Annotated in this window: 17 protein-coding genes; 5 read left to right on the top strand and 12 right to left on the bottom strand. The window is 39.6% G+C overall.

The annotated features are described in order from the left end of the window. Positions 1-5: 5 nt before the first annotated feature. Positions 6-2,219: a DNA topoisomerase IV subunit A gene (locus E4O04_RS10945; protein ID WP_253707972.1), complete on the bottom strand. Its 2,214-nt coding sequence runs from the start codon at positions 2,217-2,219 to the stop codon at positions 6-8. Between the two features lie 185 nt (positions 2,220-2,404). Between E4O04_RS10945 and E4O04_RS10950 the strand changes: the two genes are divergently transcribed. Further along, positions 2,405-4,078 (top strand): ATP-binding cassette domain-containing protein, encoded by a 1,674-nt coding sequence (locus E4O04_RS10950; protein ID WP_253707974.1) that lies wholly within the window; start codon positions 2,405-2,407, stop codon positions 4,076-4,078. 72 nt (positions 4,079-4,150) lie between these two features. On the opposite strand, the gene grdB is transcribed toward E4O04_RS10950, so the two are convergent. The 4 genes from grdB to E4O04_RS10970 form a co-directional block, all read right to left on the bottom strand. After that, on the bottom strand, positions 4,151-5,446 hold the full coding sequence (gene grdB, locus E4O04_RS10955; RefSeq protein WP_253707977.1) for a glycine reductase complex selenoprotein B: 1,296 nt from the start codon (positions 5,444-5,446) through the stop codon (positions 4,151-4,153). 11 nt (positions 5,447-5,457) lie between these two features. Further along, positions 5,458-6,747, bottom strand: coding sequence for a glycine/sarcosine/betaine reductase component B subunit (locus E4O04_RS10960; RefSeq protein WP_253707980.1), 1,290 nt, complete (start codon positions 6,745-6,747; stop codon positions 5,458-5,460). Between the two features lie 118 nt (positions 6,748-6,865). Continuing rightward, complete coding sequence (locus tag E4O04_RS10965; protein ID WP_253707983.1) at positions 6,866-7,483, bottom strand: epoxyqueuosine reductase QueH; 618 nt, start codon at positions 7,481-7,483, stop codon at positions 6,866-6,868. Then, positions 7,480-8,664, bottom strand: a complete 1,185-nt coding sequence (locus tag E4O04_RS10970; protein ID WP_253707985.1) for a DHH family phosphoesterase — start codon at positions 8,662-8,664, stop codon at positions 7,480-7,482. Before E4O04_RS10970 ends, E4O04_RS10965 begins: the two co-directional genes overlap by 4 nt. 161 nt (positions 8,665-8,825) lie before the next feature. Here E4O04_RS10970 and E4O04_RS10975 point away from each other — a divergent pair, with 161 nt between their 5' ends. Genes E4O04_RS10975 through E4O04_RS10990 form a run of 4 tightly spaced genes read left to right on the top strand, consistent with a single transcriptional unit; the run spans position 8,826 to position 13,568 of the window. Further along, entirely contained in the window at positions 8,826-9,131 is a 306-nt protein-coding gene (locus tag E4O04_RS10975; protein ID WP_253707987.1) for an ATP-dependent Clp protease adaptor ClpS, read from the top strand. Further along, the gene (clpA, locus tag E4O04_RS10980) at positions 9,128-11,494 is read left to right on the top strand and encodes an ATP-dependent Clp protease ATP-binding subunit ClpA (RefSeq protein WP_253707990.1); all 2,367 of its coding nucleotides are present in this window, start codon (positions 9,128-9,130) and stop codon (positions 11,492-11,494) included. Before E4O04_RS10975 ends, clpA begins: the two co-directional genes overlap by 4 nt. Before the next feature lie 21 nt (positions 11,495-11,515). Next, positions 11,516-12,253: a leucyl/phenylalanyl-tRNA--protein transferase gene (gene aat, locus E4O04_RS10985; protein WP_253707993.1), complete on the top strand. Its 738-nt coding sequence runs from the start codon at positions 11,516-11,518 to the stop codon at positions 12,251-12,253. 31 nt (positions 12,254-12,284) lie between these two features. Beyond that, positions 12,285-13,568 carry an MFS transporter gene (locus tag E4O04_RS10990; protein ID WP_253707996.1) on the top strand — a complete coding sequence of 428 codons (1,284 nt, stop codon included), beginning with the start codon at positions 12,285-12,287 and terminating at the stop codon, positions 13,566-13,568. A 19-nt stretch (positions 13,569-13,587) separates the two neighbouring features. Here E4O04_RS10990 and E4O04_RS10995 read toward each other — a convergent pair whose 3' ends face one another. The 7 genes from E4O04_RS10995 to E4O04_RS11025 form a co-directional block, all read right to left on the bottom strand. Next, positions 13,588-13,926 carry a type II toxin-antitoxin system PemK/MazF family toxin gene (locus E4O04_RS10995; RefSeq protein ID WP_253694225.1) on the bottom strand — a complete coding sequence of 113 codons (339 nt, stop codon included), beginning with the start codon at positions 13,924-13,926 and terminating at the stop codon, positions 13,588-13,590. After that, entirely contained in the window at positions 13,913-14,107 is a 195-nt protein-coding gene (locus E4O04_RS11000; RefSeq protein WP_253694223.1) for a hypothetical protein, read from the bottom strand. The genes E4O04_RS10995 and E4O04_RS11000 overlap by 14 nt, the downstream gene beginning before the upstream one ends. A gap of 131 nt (positions 14,108-14,238) precedes the next feature. Continuing rightward, positions 14,239-14,727, bottom strand: a complete 489-nt coding sequence (locus tag E4O04_RS11005; RefSeq protein ID WP_253707999.1) for a hypothetical protein — start codon at positions 14,725-14,727, stop codon at positions 14,239-14,241. A 43-nt stretch (positions 14,728-14,770) separates the two neighbouring features. Beyond that, positions 14,771-15,364, bottom strand: a complete 594-nt coding sequence (locus tag E4O04_RS11010; RefSeq protein ID WP_253708002.1) for a CbiM family transporter — start codon at positions 15,362-15,364, stop codon at positions 14,771-14,773. A 174-nt stretch (positions 15,365-15,538) separates the two neighbouring features. Further along, a complete protein-coding gene (locus E4O04_RS11015) occupies positions 15,539-16,327 on the bottom strand; it encodes an energy-coupling factor ABC transporter ATP-binding protein (protein ID WP_253708005.1) in 789 nt (262 codons plus the stop codon). Then, complete coding sequence (locus tag E4O04_RS11020) at positions 16,315-17,028, bottom strand: energy-coupling factor transporter transmembrane component T family protein (protein WP_253694218.1); 714 nt, start codon at positions 17,026-17,028, stop codon at positions 16,315-16,317. The genes E4O04_RS11015 and E4O04_RS11020 overlap by 13 nt, the downstream gene beginning before the upstream one ends. 199 nt (positions 17,029-17,227) lie before the next feature. Beyond that, positions 17,228-18,079, bottom strand: coding sequence for an Rpn family recombination-promoting nuclease/putative transposase (locus tag E4O04_RS11025; protein WP_253708008.1), 852 nt, complete (start codon positions 18,077-18,079; stop codon positions 17,228-17,230). Positions 18,080-18,206: the final 127 nt, after the last annotated feature.

Below are 18,206 nucleotides of genomic sequence, written 5' to 3' on the forward strand. Positions count from 1 at the left end.
CCGGCTTATTTATCGGATGTTTTTTTCTTCCCTGTTTTTGAAGTCTTCTGGATGCCTTCTGCCGTCTCCGATTTGCGGGCCTTAGACTTCTTTTCGGCTTTGACTGTCTTAGGTTCTTTTTCGGCCTTAGTTTTCTTTACGGCTTCTTTTTTCTCTTTTAGAGGAGGATCCTTTTTAACGGTCTTTTTTGTTTCGGCTTTTTTCTTGGAGACTGTAGTCTTTTTCTTGGAAGAAGACTCTTCGCCGTCTTTTTCAGGGAAAATCATTTCGCTCTTCTTCTCTTGAGCCTTTTTAATCAGGGATTTTTTTTCTGTCAATTCTTCGGCAGAAAGAGCCTCTCGTACCGAAAGGCGCACGCCCTGAGCCTTTAAGCCCTTCTCGGCGAAAGAGTCGGCCTTAAATTCTTCTTCGATTTTTTTGACTCTCGGTTTCGGCGCATAGTTGAGCTTAAAAGAAAATTTAGGCTTTGTACTTGCAAAGAGCACCTCAGTGTTGTCGGGAGCAAAAAGATAGTCTCTGTTTAGGATGTAGCCTTCTACCCTCGCCCTCTTTATATAGGCGTACTTCGTCTTGGAATCGCGGTAAATTACCGTAAAGAGCACCTTCGAAAGTTCTTCTTTTTCGGCAAAACCGCAGTACCACATTCCCGTATCGACAAAGACGCGGTCGGGTACATCCATTACTGTATAAACCCCGCTCTTTCTCAAAATAAAGATGCGGTCGTAGGGACTGACACGCAAAATCTCTTTTCCTGTGGTAACGGAGGTGCCGAGATAGCCTGTTTCTTCATCATAGCGGAGGGCGGTGTCCCTTGTTACGGCCTCTTTTACGTCAACCTTTGTAAAGCCGGTAATCTCGGTCTTGCGTTTAAACTCCTCTGCCGGAAGCTTGGCCGCAATTCCGTCCAAAACCGAAATAGCATAGCCTTTTAAGTTCTTCAATAGTTTGGCAATTTCCTTTAAGTGGTTATTTATCTCCCTAACCTCTTCACGGTTCTTGTTTATATCGTAAAGCGATATGCGGCGGATAGGAATTTTAAGCAATTTGTCGACATCATCTTCGGTTACCTCGCGGATTAATTCCTTTTTAAATGGAACAAAGCCCTTGATAACCGCATTGATGACTCCTTCGGCCGTCTTCATCGTTTCAATCTTTTTGTATATGCGCTCTTCTATAAAAATGCGCTCAAGGGTTCGCAGGTGGAGGCGGTCGGTCAGCATGGCTTTTTCGTATTCAAGCTCATCCTTTAAAATTTGCACCAGCTGCTTGGCGTGATATTTTATTATATCGGTTACGGTAATTTGAACCGGAAGATTGTCCTTTATGACCAAGAGGTTACAGGGAATGGACTGCTCGCATTCGGTAAAGGCATAGAGGGCATCCACCACATCGGCCGAGTAAACTCCTCTGGGGAGCTTTAACTCAATCTCGACCTTTTCGCCCGTGTAGTCGCTTATTTCCGAAATTTTAACCTTTCCGGCCTTTGAAGCGGTCTCTATGGAGTTAATCATGCTTTCGGTAGTGCTGCCGAAGGGGAGTTCCCTTATTACTATTCTTTTCTCGTCGGAGGTGTCGAGCTTGGCCCTAACCAAGACCTTGCCCAAGCCGTCCTCGTATTCCGAAACATCGATCAAGCCTCCCGTGGGAAAGTCCGGGAAAAGAGCAAAGGATTTTCCGCTTAAAAAAGCTTTTTCGGCTTCTATTATTTCGAGAATATTATGGGGCAAAATCTTTGTGGACATACCTACGGCAATACCCTCGGCTCCAATCGCAAGCACTACGGGGAGCTTGGCCCTAAAGGCTAAGGGCTCCTTGTTTCTTCCGTCATAGGAAACGGTATAATCGGTTATATGGGGATTATAAAAGATAGTCTTTGCAAATTCGTTTACGCGGCACTCTATGTATCGTGGAGCGGATGCCTCATCGCCTGTAAAAATATTTCCGAAGTTCCCTTGAGTATCTATAAAAAGTTCTTTTGAGGCTAGAACCACGAGGGCGTTTCCTATGGAAGCATCACCGTGAGGGTGGTACTTCATACAATGCCCGATAACGTTTGCCACCTTGTGAAACTTCCCGTCATCCATCTCAAAAAGAGAATGTAAAATTCGCCTTTGAACGGGCTTTAAGCCGTCCTCAAGGTCGGGGATAGCCCTGTCGCGGATAACATAACTTGCATATTCCAAAAAATTCTTATTAAAAAGACTTTCAATATAATCCATCTTTTTCCTCAAAAAAAAGTATTTTAAGATGATACACTAAAAGTAAAAATTTGTCTACAAGAGCGGAAGTTGTTAATAAATCAACGGAGTGTATGTAATTTTTAACTGTCTTCCATTAAAGCGTCTTTACGGGTATAATGCTTTTTGATATCGGCTGTACAAAGAGCGTATAAAGGGAGAAATACATGAAACTATTTTTTAAATACTGCAAAGAAATTTGGAAAGAAAACAAGGCCTTAGTTTCCCTTATCTATTTTTTTACCATTCTTCTTGCCTGCATTGAAATAACCCTCCCCCTCCTTTTTAAATTTTTCATCGATAAAACGAGAGAAGGAATAGGGGGCGGAGCCTTTGCCCTATATATTTTTTTATATACATGCTGTTTATTGGCAGGAAACTTTTTAAATGTTTTTTGGTATCAATTATTGGACAAGGCGGGCGGAATAATCTTATTACGTGTCAGGAATAATATTTTTAAGAGCATCGTAAATGCTCCTTTTCAAAAAATAAGCAATACAGGAAGGGAAAAGATTAAAAATATTTTATTCAATGATACCATGAGCGTTTTTTCAAATCTCACGCTTTTCGGAATCAAGATCTTTTCAAATCTTTTAATGCTTGCTCTATTTTTAATTTTTGTTTCAGTCTTAAACCCCGCCTTGAGCGCTTTACTCCTTCTTATGTCGGGTGCAGGCTTTTTGATTTCTTTAGCGGCAAGAAAAACAATAAAAAAGAATTCGCAAAATGTAAATACAGAACTAAAAAAAACTAACGCCCTTACAAACTACTTTATTGATTCGATAGAACTCTTTAAAACAAACGATTTGGAAGGCTACATTGAAGAAAAACATGAAAAACTGCTTAAAAATTTTATCAAGATTGCCCGTAAGAATGATTTTATCCAAGTCTTTTTAAAAAATCTTTTGACAAACATCAACATGGTTTTTACCCTCCTCGCCCTATCCTTGGTTATAGTTTTAAGTAAAAATACTTCAACAGGAGACTTATTGTTTTTGTTTTTTATCTCGAACATGATATTTTCTTTCAGCACCCAGACCGAGCAACTGATATCGTCCTTTTATGCAAATCTCCCTGCATTTGAGCACATAGAAGAAATACTAAAACTCGGCAAAAAAGATTCGGAAGAAAAATTTTTAAAATGGGAAACATTGCAATCCCTTGCATTCGAAAATTTTTCCTTTTGCTATAATCAGGATAATGATGAAAAACCAAAAACCGCACAAATGCCTGAACCTTTATTAAATAATTTCAATATGACTTTTTATCCGGGAGACAGAGTGAGAATCTGCGGCAAAAACGGAAGCGGAAAGTCCTCTCTTTTAAAACTCTTGGCAGGTCTTCTTGAAGCCGCAAGCGGCTCAATCCTCATCAACGGAAAAAATATAACGGAATACTCATCTCAATTTAAAAAGCATAAAATTCTTTATATAAGTCAGGATGAGTTCATTTTAAATGAAACAATCGAAAAATATTTTGAAGTTATAAAAACGGGCCTTACAGCGAAAGATATCACAAGCTTTTTAAAGACATGGGATTTTTCAAAAACAAAAACCGATGAAGATCTTTTAAATTTTATCCTCGAAGACAATGCAAAAAATATTTCAGGCGGCATGAGAAAAAAACTCCTCGCTCTAAAACTTTTTGCCCGCGCAAAGGAAGCCGATATCATACTCATAGACGAAATAGAAGCCGGAATGGATGTAGAAACCGTTAAACGCTACCGCAGCGAAAGAAAGAAACTTTTAGGAAATTGTCAAGAAAAGATAATTTTTGAGATTGCCCACACCGAAGATGAAGACGATTTTTTCACCCGCCTTCTTAAAATCGGAAAAAACTAGGAATTTACAAACTAACAATAAAAAAAGCCCCCTTGCCTTAGAGGCTTGGGGGCTTTAGTTTAAAAAGCTAAATTAAAAAACGGTTTGCTCGGAAACAGGTGTTTCAAGAGCTTTTAACGCTTTTTCAACAAGGGAGCGGCGGAGTTTTTTCTCATCTGCGTCGTTCATTTTAGGATCACCGAGCGGGTGAGGAATAGCTACGGCCGGCACAATTCTGTTTGCACCAACAGTCTTTGAGATAGGAACAACAGTTGCAATATGTACTACCGGGAGATGTCTCTCGATTTCTTTAACCATCGTTGCACCGCAACGAGTACATGTGCCTCACGTGGAGGTAAGAATTACAGCCTGCACTCCGTCGTTCACAAGCTTTTGAACAAATTCTTCGGCAAATTTCTTTGAGCGCTTTACAGCGGTACCGTTTCCTACCGTTGTATAGTACTTGTCATGAAGCTTTCCGATCTTTCCCTCTTTTTCCATGTCGCGCAAAACGTCTACCGGAAGAACTCGGTTGGGGTTTGCGTTACAATAGGTCGGGTCGTATCCGCCGTGAGCTGTTTCGCTGTCGGCTGATGAAAGAGCGGCCATACCTGCGATTGAGTATTCGCCGTAGTGTGAAGCGTTTGAAGCTTCGATGTGGTCGGGGTTACCCTTGGGCACAACACCGCCTGAGGTTACCAATGCAACCTTTGCCTTGGAAATATCTTTAACGGCAGGCTGAGGAGGTACTCTGTCGAATACGGGCATCGGATATTCCGTTACGAACTCTTCACCCTTAATCTTCTTGATGAGCATGTCAACAGCTCTCTTTGCACCTCTTTCTTCTGCAAAGTAGTTTTGGCGTACGCCTCTGGGTAAGAGACCTTCTTTTTCGGGGCAGCAGATGCACTCGCCTGTTAAAATCTTTTTAGCCAAAGCTCCGATAGCAGGAACGGCTTCTCTCATGCTTACAGCAGAGTTACCTGTCTTGATTGTGTACATAAAGGCTTTGAATACATCATAACCGGGGTTTTCTTCATAGAGACCTGAAATAGCGGGGATACCGAGCTCAAAGGCAACCTTTGCTGCGTTACCGCAAGCCATACCGTATCGTCCGGCGTTAAATCCGGGACCGGCAATAAGCAGGTCTGCTTTTGCATCTGTAAGAACCTTTTTAACAAAGGCCAAGCATTCTTCTTCGTGCTCGTTAAAATAGTTATCACCGCAGATAATGGTCTTGACGATCTTTCCTGCATCTCCCAAGGCACCCTGAATTCCGGCACCGGGACCTGCTGTTCCGTCAATAACCTCCGGTTTGTAGTCAGCCATGTCTTCTCCGCCTTTTCCGGCAAAGAACTGATTGATATAATGAACAATTACTTTACTCATAGCTTAACTCCTTATATTCCTCTTGCGCTAAGATTCCAGAATCCGAGCTCGTTTGTAGCACCGGTAATAACCTGAATTTCAGCTTCGATTGTTCCGTCGGCATGTAAACTTCCTTCCCAAGCACCGGCAATAACGTTTGCTTGTTTTACATCTCCGATGATGGTCTTCATAGGGGGAAGTTTTACAACAGCGTTTGCGTTTCCGTTAGAAACTACTGCATTTCCTAAGGGGTTTGAGTCAGCAAGAGACTGACTTGCACCGTCTTGACCGGCATATTCGTCGGTTACGAGAACGGTCTTGATACCCATTTCTTCGATCTTGCGGCAGTTCATGATCAAGTCGGCATCGGGGTTTCCGAAACCTTCTTCAGAAACGATAACTGCATCGCAGCCGAGCATCTGAACCAACTTTGCTGAAAGGTTAGAAGATCTTTCCTTGTCTGCAAGAGTAACGTTTTCGTTTGTAACGATTACACCCATGAAGTTGATGTCTTTTCCGTGTCTCTTATAGAGCTCATGGATAATGGGGCTGTTCTGGTGAACATAGGTCGGATTTTTATCGCAGGCAGAAACGCAGTTACCGCTTACAATTGCACCGTCCATAACTTCTGTAGGATACATGATTGTGGGAAGAATCTGCTTTACATCGATACCGTAGTAGTAGGTGTCGTGTAAAAGTCCCTGACTCTGGAGCATGTAAACATAACCTACCTTGGGAAGGTTGGGATATTGCTTAGCCTGCTCTACGAAGGGAAGTGTTTCGTAGGTTTCTACAGAAGCGGGTTTTACGTTTTTAGCAGCTTCTCCGAGATATCTGGCTGTTTTTAAGCCCATAAGGCGTAAGGCCTTTTCTTTGATAGCACGGGTAACATCGTCCTGGATCTTGCAATCAACAACGAGGTTAACGGTCTTTGAGAAGGGTGTATATTCGGCACCCGGGCCGCTCATGTCGATGATACCTTCCTGGAAACCTACAACGGTTCCGGTTGTAACTACAGCAGCACCCTTCAATACGTGGGTTTTACCTGCTCCAACAACAGCCTCTTCGCCGGTAAAGAAACCGGGGAAGCAAACTCCGCTGCCTTCTACCTTACATCGGGGTTCAAGAACATCTTTTACAGGGATAATTCGGGTGTTATCGCCGGGCTTTGCAATGTGCAATTCAACACCGGTTACAAGCGGATCTTCCTTGATAAGAGCCTCAAGTTCAGCTTTGTTTACTTCAAGGCATGTTCCATTAACAGCTGTTTTGTTTCCAAATTTCATGTCGTTAATGGGTATAATACCTAATTCAAGTTTCACTTTTGACCTCCTATTATTTTTAGTCAATAGATTGATTACTTTGGCTTCCATTATAACAGGAATTAAGTATATAGTCAATTCTAAAACTTAAATTATAAGGATAAAAATAACTAATTTTTTATCGTTTGGAGTAAACGCAGCCGCAGTAGTCCTGCCTGTAAAGGCCGTATTTTTTACTTAAATTTATGGAATCAAGGTAGCCGTTGCGTTTTTTAAAATCACAGGGAAGCCATTTACAGTTTTCGGTTTCGAGGGAAAGACCTATAGAGTTAAGTTTTTCCGCATTTTTTAGAGGACTTACGGAAAGGGTTGTGGAAAAAAAATCAAAACCTTCTTTTTTAGCCCTTTCGGCAGTTTTTTTCAGCCTTAAAAGGTAGCAGCGCATACATCTTTCACCCCCTTCAGGACAGTCTTCCAAACCCTGGGAAATTTCACGGAATTCTTGCGGGTCATAGGCCTCTTTTATTATTTCTATCCTGTGAGATGAGAGCTTTTCTTCATTATATATGGAAATAAGATGCCTTTGCTCTTGGGCTCTTTTTTCATATTCTTCAGAAGTATCGATATTACTATTATAGTAGAAAATAGTCAGTTTAAAAAAAGGAGCAAGCTTTAAGATAACGGAAGAGCTGCAAGGTGCACAGCAGGAGTGAAGCAATAAGGTCTTATCGTTTGAACCTAAATTTTTTATTGTATCCTGCATCAGCCTGTCATAGTTTATTTTTTGAGCTGTCATTGCGGAATAAGGGTTTTAACTTTTTTAGAAATTTTATCTACATAGCCGGGAAGATCTTTGATTTCCGTTCTGGGAAACCTAAAGCCTATGGCACCGGGATGGCCTCCGCCATCCGTAATATTAAATTCATCTAAAATAGGCCTTACATCAATTCCCTTTACATCTCCGGAAGCTCTTATTCTAAATTGAATTTTATCCGACACTTCAGCCGGGTCAAAGTATGCCGATATACCGACTCCATGAGCCTTCTCTGCTATATCATCTGTAGCCCTCTTTATGACACCCAAAAATTGATTATAATCAATTCCTGAACTTAAGGCTTCAGACTGTTTTTCGTCCAATATTATCGTTCCTATACGCCCGTCATATAAAGCATTCTTCATTATCTCATTGTAAAGTTTGGCATCTTCGTCTGAAAGCTTTTCTATGAGCTCCAATATTTCTTTAACAGAGCTTATATTTCCTGAGCCCTTATTAAATTGCTCACTGAGAATGCCGTTAAATTTCTTTAAAAAGTAATCATAAAAAACCTTATCACGCTTCTTAAAAAGATAGTTCCCCATCTTTGCATCCCCTATCATGCCGGTAAGCATGGCAAGAACTATATTTCGGGAATAAAGATCGGTTATAGCGTATTTTTTAAGAATGTCAGGCTTATGCTCCAGTTTTAAGCACATTTGGCCTATTATTTCGCATGTGCTTGAAGCTCTCATCGTCAGCCGGTACCCCTCATCGCCCGAATATCCTGCATCGGCAGTAAAATGATGATCTATCTCAACCTTAGGAACTGCAGCGTCCTTTAAAAAAACTTCAATATCGTCATTTGAAGCTATCATATCAGGCTTAGGAGTATCCAAAATAACGACAACGTCGGGATTTATGGCCTCAGTCACATCTTTAACAAACAAAGAAATAGAATTGTATCTGCAAATATCCGCAAAAAAAGAAAGATTGTCGGGTACATGATCTTCCAAAAACACATTTACCGTCTTTCCGAATTTACGCAACAACAAGCCGAAGGCCACAACCGAGGATATACAATCCTCATCAGCGTGCTCATGCCCTAAAAGCAAAAATGATGATTTAGTATATATAAGTTCAAAAACCCTTTCCATTACCGCATTTTTTCTAGCAATACTGATAGGTTTTATCTTTTTAACTTCACAATTATTACGACTCATTGCATTATAGTATAACACATTATGTCAAAATATCAAGATTCTTTTTCCTTTTTTTGCAAATATATCGAATTTTTTATAAAAATTCTTACTTTATCACGGAATATTATTAAAAAAATAAAAAATTGCTTGTAAAATATGTATTTTTACAGTACTTTATATGTATGGAACTAAAAAAACAAACTCAAAAGGGCACTATTATTTCCGAGAAATTTATAGAACCGGAAAATTATAGAGTTATTCTTCTTAATGATGATTTTACCCCAATGGATTTTGTTGTGGCCGTCCTTATTTCTATATTTAACAAGTCGGCGGAAGAGGCCGAATCTTTGATGTTTAAGGTTCACAAAACGGGACAAGCCTCTGTTGGTATCTATGTATACGACATAGCAACAACAAAGTGCTTCCAAGTATTAACGGCAGCAAAGAATAATAATTTTCCGCTGCAATGCAAGGTTGAAAAAGTATGAATTTTACGGTAAGTATAACTGTCAGACGCATTTTTCAAGATGCTGTCGAGGATGCAAAAAAACGAAATCACGAATTTGTAACTCCGGAGCACCTGTTGTGGGCTATTATGTTCAATCCTAAGGCCTTAGAGCTTTTTACCCTTTCAGGTTCCGATCTTGGCTATATCCACGATAACCTAAACACCTACCTTGAAAATAAGATTCCGGTAAGAACACAAAATAACCGGGCAGAACCGATTCAAACAGTAGGCCTGCAAAATGTTTTTGAAAGGGCGATTTTAAACTGCAATGCTGCCGAAAAACCGGTTATAGGCATTAACGACATAATCGTGAGCCTTATGGATGAGGAAAAAAATCATTGTTCTTTTTTTATGAAGCAAAGCGGCATAGACCGCCTGAGACTCCTACAGCTGGTAAGCAGCCCCGACTTTTATGATGACGGTAAAACTAAGAGTGCCTATGAACAGACCGAAGATGTCCAAGAAAATCCGGCCTTAAAAGAAGGTTCAACTCCTAATAATGTTGAAGAAAAAAACGCTCCCGAACACGACAAAAACAAGGCACAAAAAACTTATCTTGAAAGGTTTACGGTAAATTTAACCGAAAAAGCCCGCAAGGGCCGCCTTTCTCCCATCATCGGAAGGGAAGAAGAAATAGAAAGAACTATTCAGATTTTATGCCGCAAACAAAAAAACAATCCCATTCATGTGGGAGGAGCAGGGGTCGGAAAAACGGCTATAACCGAAGGGCTTGCTCAAAGAATTACGGCAAACAAGGTTCCCAGTTTTTTAAAGAATGCAAATATTTACAGCTTAAGCCTATCGGATCTCTTGGCCGGAGCCAAATTCAGGGGAGACTTTGAAGAAAGACTAAAAAGAATAGTAATGGAAGTATCGAAGGAAAAAAACGCCATTCTTTTTATAGATGAAATTCATACCGTAGTAAATGCAAACTCAGGCGGAGGCGGAATTGAAGCCCCTGATCTTTTAAAACCTATTTTATCGAATGGAAAGGTTCGCTGTATCGGAGCTACAACCTTTGAAGAATACAATAAGTATTTTACAAAGGATGCAGCCCTTGCAAGGCGTTTCCAAAAAATAGACATTGAAGAGCCGAATGAAGAAGAAGCCGTTAAAATCTTAAAAGGCCTTCGCGAAACTTACGAGAATTTTCATAAGGTTCACTATAGCGATGAGGTTTTGGAGTCGGCAGTCCATCTTTCGGCCCTTCATATCAGGGACAGGTTTTTACCCGACAAGGCCATAGACCTTATAGACGAGGCCGGAGCCCTGATTAAGATAAGAGCCGATAAAGAAAAAAACGAAAATGAAGCTGATGAAAAAAGCCTTGAGGAACGAACTTTGCCGGAGGTAAGCCTTTCCGACATAGACAAGATAGTTGCAAAAACGGCCAAGATTCCGGAACAAAGGGTTTCGGTAAACGAGACGGAAAAGCTTCGGCACTTTGAAGAAATTCTTTCAAAAAAGATCTTCGGCCAAGATACCGCCATTGAGGGTGTTACCAAGGCTGTAAAACGTTCCCGAGCCGGTTTCCGCTCTAAGGATAAGCCTGTTGCAAACTTTTTGTTTGTCGGCCCCACGGGTGTGGGCAAAACCGAGCTGGCTAAGACCCTTGCAGAAGAGCTGGGTATCCCCCTCCTCCGCTTCGATATGAGCGAATATCAGGAAAAGCACACGGTAAGCCGCCTCATAGGTTCACCCCCCGGCTACGTAGGCTTTGAAGAAGGAGGCCTTTTAACCTCTGCCGTACAAAAAAGCCCTAATGCGGTTCTTCTATTGGACGAGATAGAAAAGGCTCATGCAGACATCTATAATATTCTTTTACAGATTATGGACTATGCAACCCTCACGGATAATCAGGGAAGGAAGGCAGCCTTTAACAATATAATTCTTATTATGACAAGCAATGCAGGCTCTTCAAATATAGGAAAACCCTTGATAGGCTTCGGAGGAGAGCGCATTTCGGAATCGGCCGTAGATGAGGCTGTCGAAAAGACCTTTACCCCTGAGTTTAGAAACAGACTTGATGCAATCATAAAATTCGGCCCCCTTACGATGCAGGTTATGAGCCTCATCATCAAAAAGGAAGTAGAAAAAATACGCTCCCAGCTCGCCGAAAAAGAAATTTCTCTTGAGCTTGAAGAAGATGTCATTCCTCTTTTAGCCGAAAAAGGCTATTCGGAAGAATTCGGAGCCCGTAATGCGGCCCGCCTTGTCGAGGACGAATTTGTAACGCCCTTAACCGATATGATTCTTTTCGGAGAAACAAAAAAAGGAAGCTCCGTAAAATGCCGTATCGGGGATAAGACTAAAAAGCCCTATTTGGTTTTGAGCGTAAAATAAAGGGCTTAATACTTAAAAACAATGTTGACGGGTTTTTCTTCATTATCGCTTTTAAGTTCCGGTGAAAAAAATATACTCTTAAAAAGAAGTCAAAAGGATTTTCCTTGGCTTGAAAGCGATGATTTTTTTGATTTTAACAAGGCCTTCGGTGAAGAAGATTATATTCAAAAATCCCAAGATGATGAGATTATATCGGGAGGGAACCTTTCACCCGGCATGATTCTTTCGGCCTATAGACATTCTTTTTTTCCTTGGTTTTCGGAAGAAGACCCTATAATTTGGTTTTCCCCTTCCTTGCGCTTTGTTATAAACAAAGATTCCTTTCATATTCCGTCCCGATTAAAAAGAGAAATAAAAAAAGCCGATTTTAGGATAACGCAAAATACGGCCTTTGATGAAGTTATAGAAAACTGCGCCCTAATAAAAAGAGAGGGACAAAAAGGAACTTGGATCACAGATGACATGCTTCAAGCTTACAGGCTCCTTCATAAATTAGGCTTTGCCCACTCAGTTGAAGCTTGGCAAGGCAGCGAATTGGCAGGCGGCTTTTACGGGCTTTACATAAACGAGGTCTTTATAGGCGAGTCCATGTTCAGCAAGGTAAGCGGAGCTTCCAAAACCGCCTTTGCCCTCTTTTCCCAAGACTTTTTTAAAAACAAAAAAGGCCTTTTAATCGATGCCCAAATCCCTTCCGAAAACATAAGGCGCTTCGGCGGCTTTAAAATACCGCGAAATCGGTATCTGGGAATTTTGAGTTGACACCCCCGACCTCAAATGTTAGAATACTTGTATGCAAATTCAAAAAAGAACGGAAAAGAGTAATTTATTTTTAATTTATTTCGGTACAATCACTTCGCTGATAGGAGATGAGATAGGAAGCGTAGCCCTTTCTATCTGGGTTGCTCTTCAAACCGATAATCCTGTAAATTTCGCCCTTGTTTATTCTGCAGCCAAATTTTCAAGAATTGTTTTTTCGCTCTTTTCGGGTTCAATTGTAGACAGCTTTAACAAAAAAAAGCTTTTATACTTAAGCGACTTGGCTCAATTTGTTTTAAATATTTTTATTCTATTTTTGATTGCGGTAAATTTAGATTTTAACTTAAAGGTATTTTTATTTTGCCTTATAAGTGTTTCGCAAGGCTTTTGTCTAGCAATCTTTAAACCGGCAAGCAGGGCAATTTTACCCGAACTAATAAATAAAGAAAATTTAAAAAAGGCTAATTCGGTTTTGGAAATGAGCAGAAGCTTAATTTCGATGCTTGCCGTTATCTTTGCGGCAGGGCTTGTGATGCTTCTAGGCTGCGAGCTCTGTATTTTGATCAATGCTCTAAGTTTTTTTATATCGGCCCTATCCGAGATTTTTATCCGCTATGATTTTAAAAAGAAAGATGAACAAAAGAAAACCGATTCAAAGTTAAAAAAAATCTTCGACGGGTACCGCTATGTTTTAGGCGAAAAAGAACTTTTAAGTCTAGCCTTGCTGGCTTCATGTTTAAACTTTTTTTGTACACCTATTTTTTCGAATATACTTACCTATCAGTTTAAGACGGTTTTTACTCTTAATTGGCAGACAGGTTTTGCTTTTATAAATAATTTTTTAAAAGACGAAAAATCTTTTTTAACCCTTTTTTCTTCAATTTGTTTTTTCGGCATAGGAATAGGGAATATACTAGGCAGTCTTGCTTCCCAAAAAGTTTCAGGTAAAAATGTAAAATTATTTACTTTGATTTTGCAGTCTCTTTCTTTTTTGATCTTAGGTTTTTATTTTTATTTTTTAAGAGAAAACAACTTTTTATTTAATGTAATTTTACTTGGCAGTATTGTAAGCTTATCGGCCCTATCGGCGGGTTTTAGTATGGGACTCTTTAATGTCCATGTAACAAGCCTTTACCAAAAAAAAGTAGATCCCGAATTTTCAGGAAGATTTTTTGCCTTTAATACCGTGCTGATTCAAATATCTTCGCCGATAGGAATGCTTATCGGAAGCAGCATAGCCGCAACAGGAATTTTTTATCCGGTCTTTCTTTTTGCAGGAGGCTTTTTATGTCTCCTAGCCTTTTTTAATATGACATAACTCGATATAAATATTGTATTTATTCTTTAGTTACATAGTCTATTGCAGCTTCTATTTTACCTAATACTAATTGATTTAGTTTACCTACACGATGTAATAATCGTTTTTTATCAATTACCATTATTTGGTGAATTAATGCTACAGAATCTTTTGGAAGTTTTGATTCATTTTTAGAAATAAATACATTACCAAGATAATCGGATAATAAAGTATTTGATGTAAGAGGAATAACAAGTTTAGTATTTAAACAATTTAAATTTTCTTTATCTGACTGGATAATAATTACAGGTCGTGTAAAGCCCGGTTCACTCCCAAACGGCATACCAAAATCCATCATATAAATATCACCACGTGTCATCTTTAAGATACTCCCATGCTGTTTGAATACTTGCATCACTCATCTTATTCAAGGTATCTTCTTCCGATAAGGCTTTATTTTTAGCTACTTTTTCAGTAAGATAGTCAAGATAATTCACAAGTTCTTGATAATAATACTGAGGTAAAGCTTTTATGCGTTTCTCTAAAATTTCATATGACATTATAAGACCTCCTTACCTATTATAATACTTATAGTGTAACATATAAATCGTAAAAATACTATGGTAGAAAAATTTGCCGCTCATAATACAAGCAAAACTCAAGTTTAAATGAGCGGCGATATTTCAGACACTTATTTTAATACCTTCTTTTTAAAAGTTCTAAATTCAAAGAACAGAAAAACAATTGCACAGGTATTTAAAACGGTCAAAATTATTGGGAGCTTACTCGGTCTTTTGGTTTTGATTCGTTTCGGTTTTGCTGCAGAAGCCTCGGAAGCGGCTTCGGAAGATTCGACTTCTTTTGAAGTTCCTTCTTCTGACATTTCTTCTTCGCTTGCTTCCCAATAGGCAACATGGCCTGCCCCGTCAGAAGCTTCTGCCGACATTACTTTAAGAGAGGGATCAAAGCGGTAAAAACCCTTACCGTCTACTTCACCTTCTTGAATTACATCAAAGCCTCCGTCTGAATAAAGGATAACCTTGGTGCCGGGTGTAAAGCCGCCTCCGTCATACTGTACCTGAAAAACTCCCGGCTCGACTAGCTCCAAAAACATTGCATGAGAAAAAGCTGCAAGGCTTACAACAAATAAAAACAATAATGTTAAAGCATATTTTTTCATAATTTACCTTCTATTAAAAAATCAAATTAATTAAGGAATTTTTTTATAAATTCCTTTTAAACCAGTCGGGTCTCGCCTTCATCATGAGCTTGACGGCAAAGCCGGTAATTACAGCCTCGACCGCCATGACGACGGAGTGAGAAACAAAGAGGGCTATAAAGGTCTCCTTTGCAAAACTTCCTCCCGTCATAAGAAGAACCGACAAAACCAAAACAACAAAGATTACGGAAAGAGCCCCGATAACCATTCCCTTTAAAAGCACATTATCGCTCTTCCAATTATAAAAAATAATTGCCGATAATATCGAAGAAACGGAAAGCATCAAGGTGTTGGCTCCCAGCGTTGTAATCCCGCCGTGCTGGAACAAGAGAGCTTGCAGCAGCAGGGCAGGAAAAAACGCAAGGGGCGATTTACGCCCAAGAATAATCCCTATCAGGCCGCACATAAGCGGATGAACCGAGCTCGGCGGTATCGGAATCATAATTAACGAAATAGCAAAAAAAGTTCCCGCCATAAGACTTATTTTCGGGATATCCTCTTCTTTTGTTCCCTTGACGGCAAGCGCAATTCCTACAGCACTAGCCGCATAACCCACGGCACAAACCGCCGTCGATAATCCTCCATCGGATATATGCATAACATCCTCCCATAAAAACTTTTTGCAGCAAATAGCAATTTGCGAAAAAAGTTTTTTCAAGCGGTTTGTTTATAAACCGCATAAAATAAACGATGTTTTGTGCAAAGCACAAAACTCGGCAGATAAACAGTGAGGCACGATTTGTACCGAGCTGTTTATCAAACCTCCTATACCCTATAACAATAAATGTAAGGCATCTTCAACAGAACGCGGGGCCGGATTTTTATGGCCGAAAAGCCTTGCAAGTTTAGGCATAACTATGCCGGCCTTTTGCAGCACTTCCGTATTATTAAAAACGCTCACAGCATCTCCTCCTGCAATCATCTCTCCCTCGTTCATAACATAAACATTATCGGCCCACTCATAACAAAAATCCTGATCGTGGGTCGAAAAAATAATCGTCTTTCCTTCTTTAGAAAAATCGTCCAAGATAGCTTTAAAGGCAGATTTTACCTTGCTGTCAAGCCCCGAAAAGGGCTCATCGCATACGATGATTTCAGGCTCCATAACAAGGACGCCGGCTATGGCACAAATCTTCTTTTGCCCCAAGCTGAGCTGATAGGGCGAATAATCCTTTAAGTGCTCAATGTTAAGCTTTTTTAAGATACGGTTTACGGCAGCTTCTATTTCTCCCCTATCCATACCTAAGTTCTTTAGACCGAAACCTATGTCCTCGTAGACGCTTGTCAAAAAAAGCTGATGATCGGGATAATCGAACAAGAAGCCCGATTTTTTTCTTATCGAATTTAAACTCTTTTTGGAAACATCCTCTCCCAAGATGCTCACCCTTCCCGTTTGAGGCGAAATCGTTCCATTAAGATGATAAAGAAGGGTTGACTTACCGGAACCGTTTAGACCGACCACGGCAGTCTTTTTTCCTTTTTCAAAATGAGCATTTATATTGTGTATTGCATTCCTTCCGTCGGGATAGGTGTAGGATAAATTTTCGATTAAAACAGCCATGGGATCTCCATAAATCTTTCCATTATTATAAGACTCGCGAAGAGCGAAACAAAGAAGACAAGAAGGCCTATATAGAGGGGCGAGGATATTTTTTCGGGCTTAAATTGGGTTTCGGAGGTAAAGCCCCGAGCCCTCATGGCATTATAAACCTTGTCGCCGTGATCCGCCGCCTTCAAAAAAAAGCCGCCTATCATTTCTCCGTAGGTTGAAACCTTTGAAAAGGTACGGGCATTGTCAAAACAGCGGGCATTCATCGCCTTTGCGGTCTTATCTATATCTGTCCTTACCATAAAGAAATATCTAAAGGTAAGGGAAATAATTTGATTTAAGAAATTGGGAAGGCCGAGCTTCATCACGCCTTCGACCAAATAAAGGTAAGAGTATTTTGAAGAAATAAATGAAATCGTCATCATCGCACACATGAGGCGGAGAATGAGCTTTGCAGAAAAATATCTTTGCTCTATCGGCACATTGTAAAAACCGCGGATAAAAAAGGGAAGGAGCACCATTATCACAAAGGGCAGCACACCCAAAACTGATTTTAAGTTTTTAATTCTTTCAGGCGAAAAAATCAAGATCATGGAAATAACTATAAGAACCCAGAGTATTAAAACTTCTATATGCTTAACGCTCGAAAGATAAAACAAAAAAAAGAAAAGAATGTATAAAGTTATGTGAGGCGCCTTTTTTAACCCATCCATGATTTTAAAGTCCTTGTAAGAAACTCTTTACTTTATAGCACTTTTGTAGGAGAAAGACAAGGGGTTCGGTTAAAATCGGACATCCGTGTCCGATTTTAAGCTTAGAGTTTTGCTTGACAGCAAAACTCTCTAAAAAGCATGGAACCACCGCCGTCCGTGGCAGTTATTGAATCGGACATCCTTGTTTCTCTCCCCTAATTTATAATTTCTCGATTTCTTCAACGGGAAGGCCTGTAACTTGTACAATTTTTTGGATTGGATCTCCAAGCTGCTTTAATAGTTTTGCAGTTTCAAGTTTATTTTGGTATGCACCTTGATCAAACCCCTCTCGATAACCTACATGTTTCCATGAGGCTTTGTCGTGTTCATATTTCATCCGGTTTTCATAGAGCCATTTTTCTTTAGGGCTCATTTCCATTACTTGTATTGCCGCATCGGCTTTTGCAATCATAGGAGATTCTTGTGCCAGCATCTTTCTTACCTCCGGGTCATAGGTTTCAATAAATTTCAGCCAATTATAAAGTTTCTTTTTCTTTTCATCATGCTCAATATTTTCTTGATCTTTAACCTTGGCTAGGTTTAAAAAGTGGATTTCAAGCTCATCGGAAAGCTTATCGTGTAAATGTTTTTCAACTACATTATACTCGCTGTGAATAAGATTGTTTAAATCAAAGCCTTCACCCACTATGTTTATTGTAATACATTTAGGCAGTTTTGTATACACTTCACCTGTTTTTAGATTTTCCGTGTACATTTTGGCCCAATAAAAAATAGTTCGTTGAGCAAACTCACTGTTCCACCTATTCTGAATTTCTATGTCAATAATTGTGTTGTTCTTTAGGCGTAATTTTACGTCTAAAATACCTGTTTTATCGCTTATAGCATCCTTATGAAACTCCTTATCAAGAAGTTCCAAGCAGGCGATGGTCTCAGACGGAATATCCAGTATACATTCCAAAAAATCCTGTAGAATATCTTTGTTCTCTTCAGATCCAAACACCCTCTTAAATGCGTAGTCGTTTCGTAGGGTAATGTTAAAAAGTTTTTCCATTTTTACCTCTTCAATAACTTTTTTAAAAGAAGAAAAATTTCCCCCTTTCATAATTATTGTATGAAGAGTTTGCAATAAATAGTAAAATTTGAAAAAAGAATTTTGGAAAATACGAATGTTGAAAAGT

It is taken from the genome of Treponema sp. OMZ 799 (genome assembly GCF_024181365.1).
Lineage (GTDB): Bacteria > Spirochaetota > Spirochaetia > Treponematales > Treponemataceae > Treponema_B.

Excerpts from the sequence above, each read along its gene's own strand:
- E4O04_RS10945 (WP_253707972.1), bottom strand. The coding sequence starts at position 2,219 with ATGGATTATATTGAAAGTCTTTTTAATAAGAATTTTTTGGAATATGCA.
- E4O04_RS11020 (WP_253694218.1), bottom strand. The coding sequence starts at position 17,028 with ATGGATGGGTTAAAAAAGGCGCCTCACATAACTTTATACATTCTTTTC.
- clpA (WP_253707990.1), top strand. The coding sequence starts at position 9,128 with ATGAATTTTACGGTAAGTATAACTGTCAGACGCATTTTTCAAGATGCT.
- E4O04_RS10950 (WP_253707974.1), top strand. The coding sequence starts at position 2,405 with ATGAAACTATTTTTTAAATACTGCAAAGAAATTTGGAAAGAAAACAAG.
- E4O04_RS10995 (WP_253694225.1), bottom strand. The coding sequence starts at position 13,926 with ATGACACGTGGTGATATTTATATGATGGATTTTGGTATGCCGTTTGGG.
- E4O04_RS11000 (WP_253694223.1), bottom strand. The coding sequence starts at position 14,107 with ATGTCATATGAAATTTTAGAGAAACGCATAAAAGCTTTACCTCAGTAT.
- E4O04_RS11005 (WP_253707999.1), bottom strand. The coding sequence starts at position 14,727 with ATGAAAAAATATGCTTTAACATTATTGTTTTTATTTGTTGTAAGCCTT.
- E4O04_RS10965 (WP_253707983.1), bottom strand. The coding sequence starts at position 7,483 with ATGACAGCTCAAAAAATAAACTATGACAGGCTGATGCAGGATACAATA.
- E4O04_RS11015 (WP_253708005.1), bottom strand. The coding sequence starts at position 16,327 with ATGGCTGTTTTAATCGAAAATTTATCCTACACCTATCCCGACGGAAGG.
- E4O04_RS10970 (WP_253707985.1), bottom strand. The coding sequence starts at position 8,664 with ATGAGTCGTAATAATTGTGAAGTTAAAAAGATAAAACCTATCAGTATT.
- aat (WP_253707993.1), top strand. The coding sequence starts at position 11,516 with ATGTTGACGGGTTTTTCTTCATTATCGCTTTTAAGTTCCGGTGAAAAA.
- E4O04_RS10975 (WP_253707987.1), top strand. The coding sequence starts at position 8,826 with ATGGAACTAAAAAAACAAACTCAAAAGGGCACTATTATTTCCGAGAAA.
- E4O04_RS11010 (WP_253708002.1), bottom strand. The coding sequence starts at position 15,364 with ATGCATATATCCGATGGAGGATTATCGACGGCGGTTTGTGCCGTGGGT.
- E4O04_RS10990 (WP_253707996.1), top strand. The coding sequence starts at position 12,285 with ATGCAAATTCAAAAAAGAACGGAAAAGAGTAATTTATTTTTAATTTAT.
- E4O04_RS11025 (WP_253708008.1), bottom strand. The coding sequence starts at position 18,079 with ATGGAAAAACTTTTTAACATTACCCTACGAAACGACTACGCATTTAAG.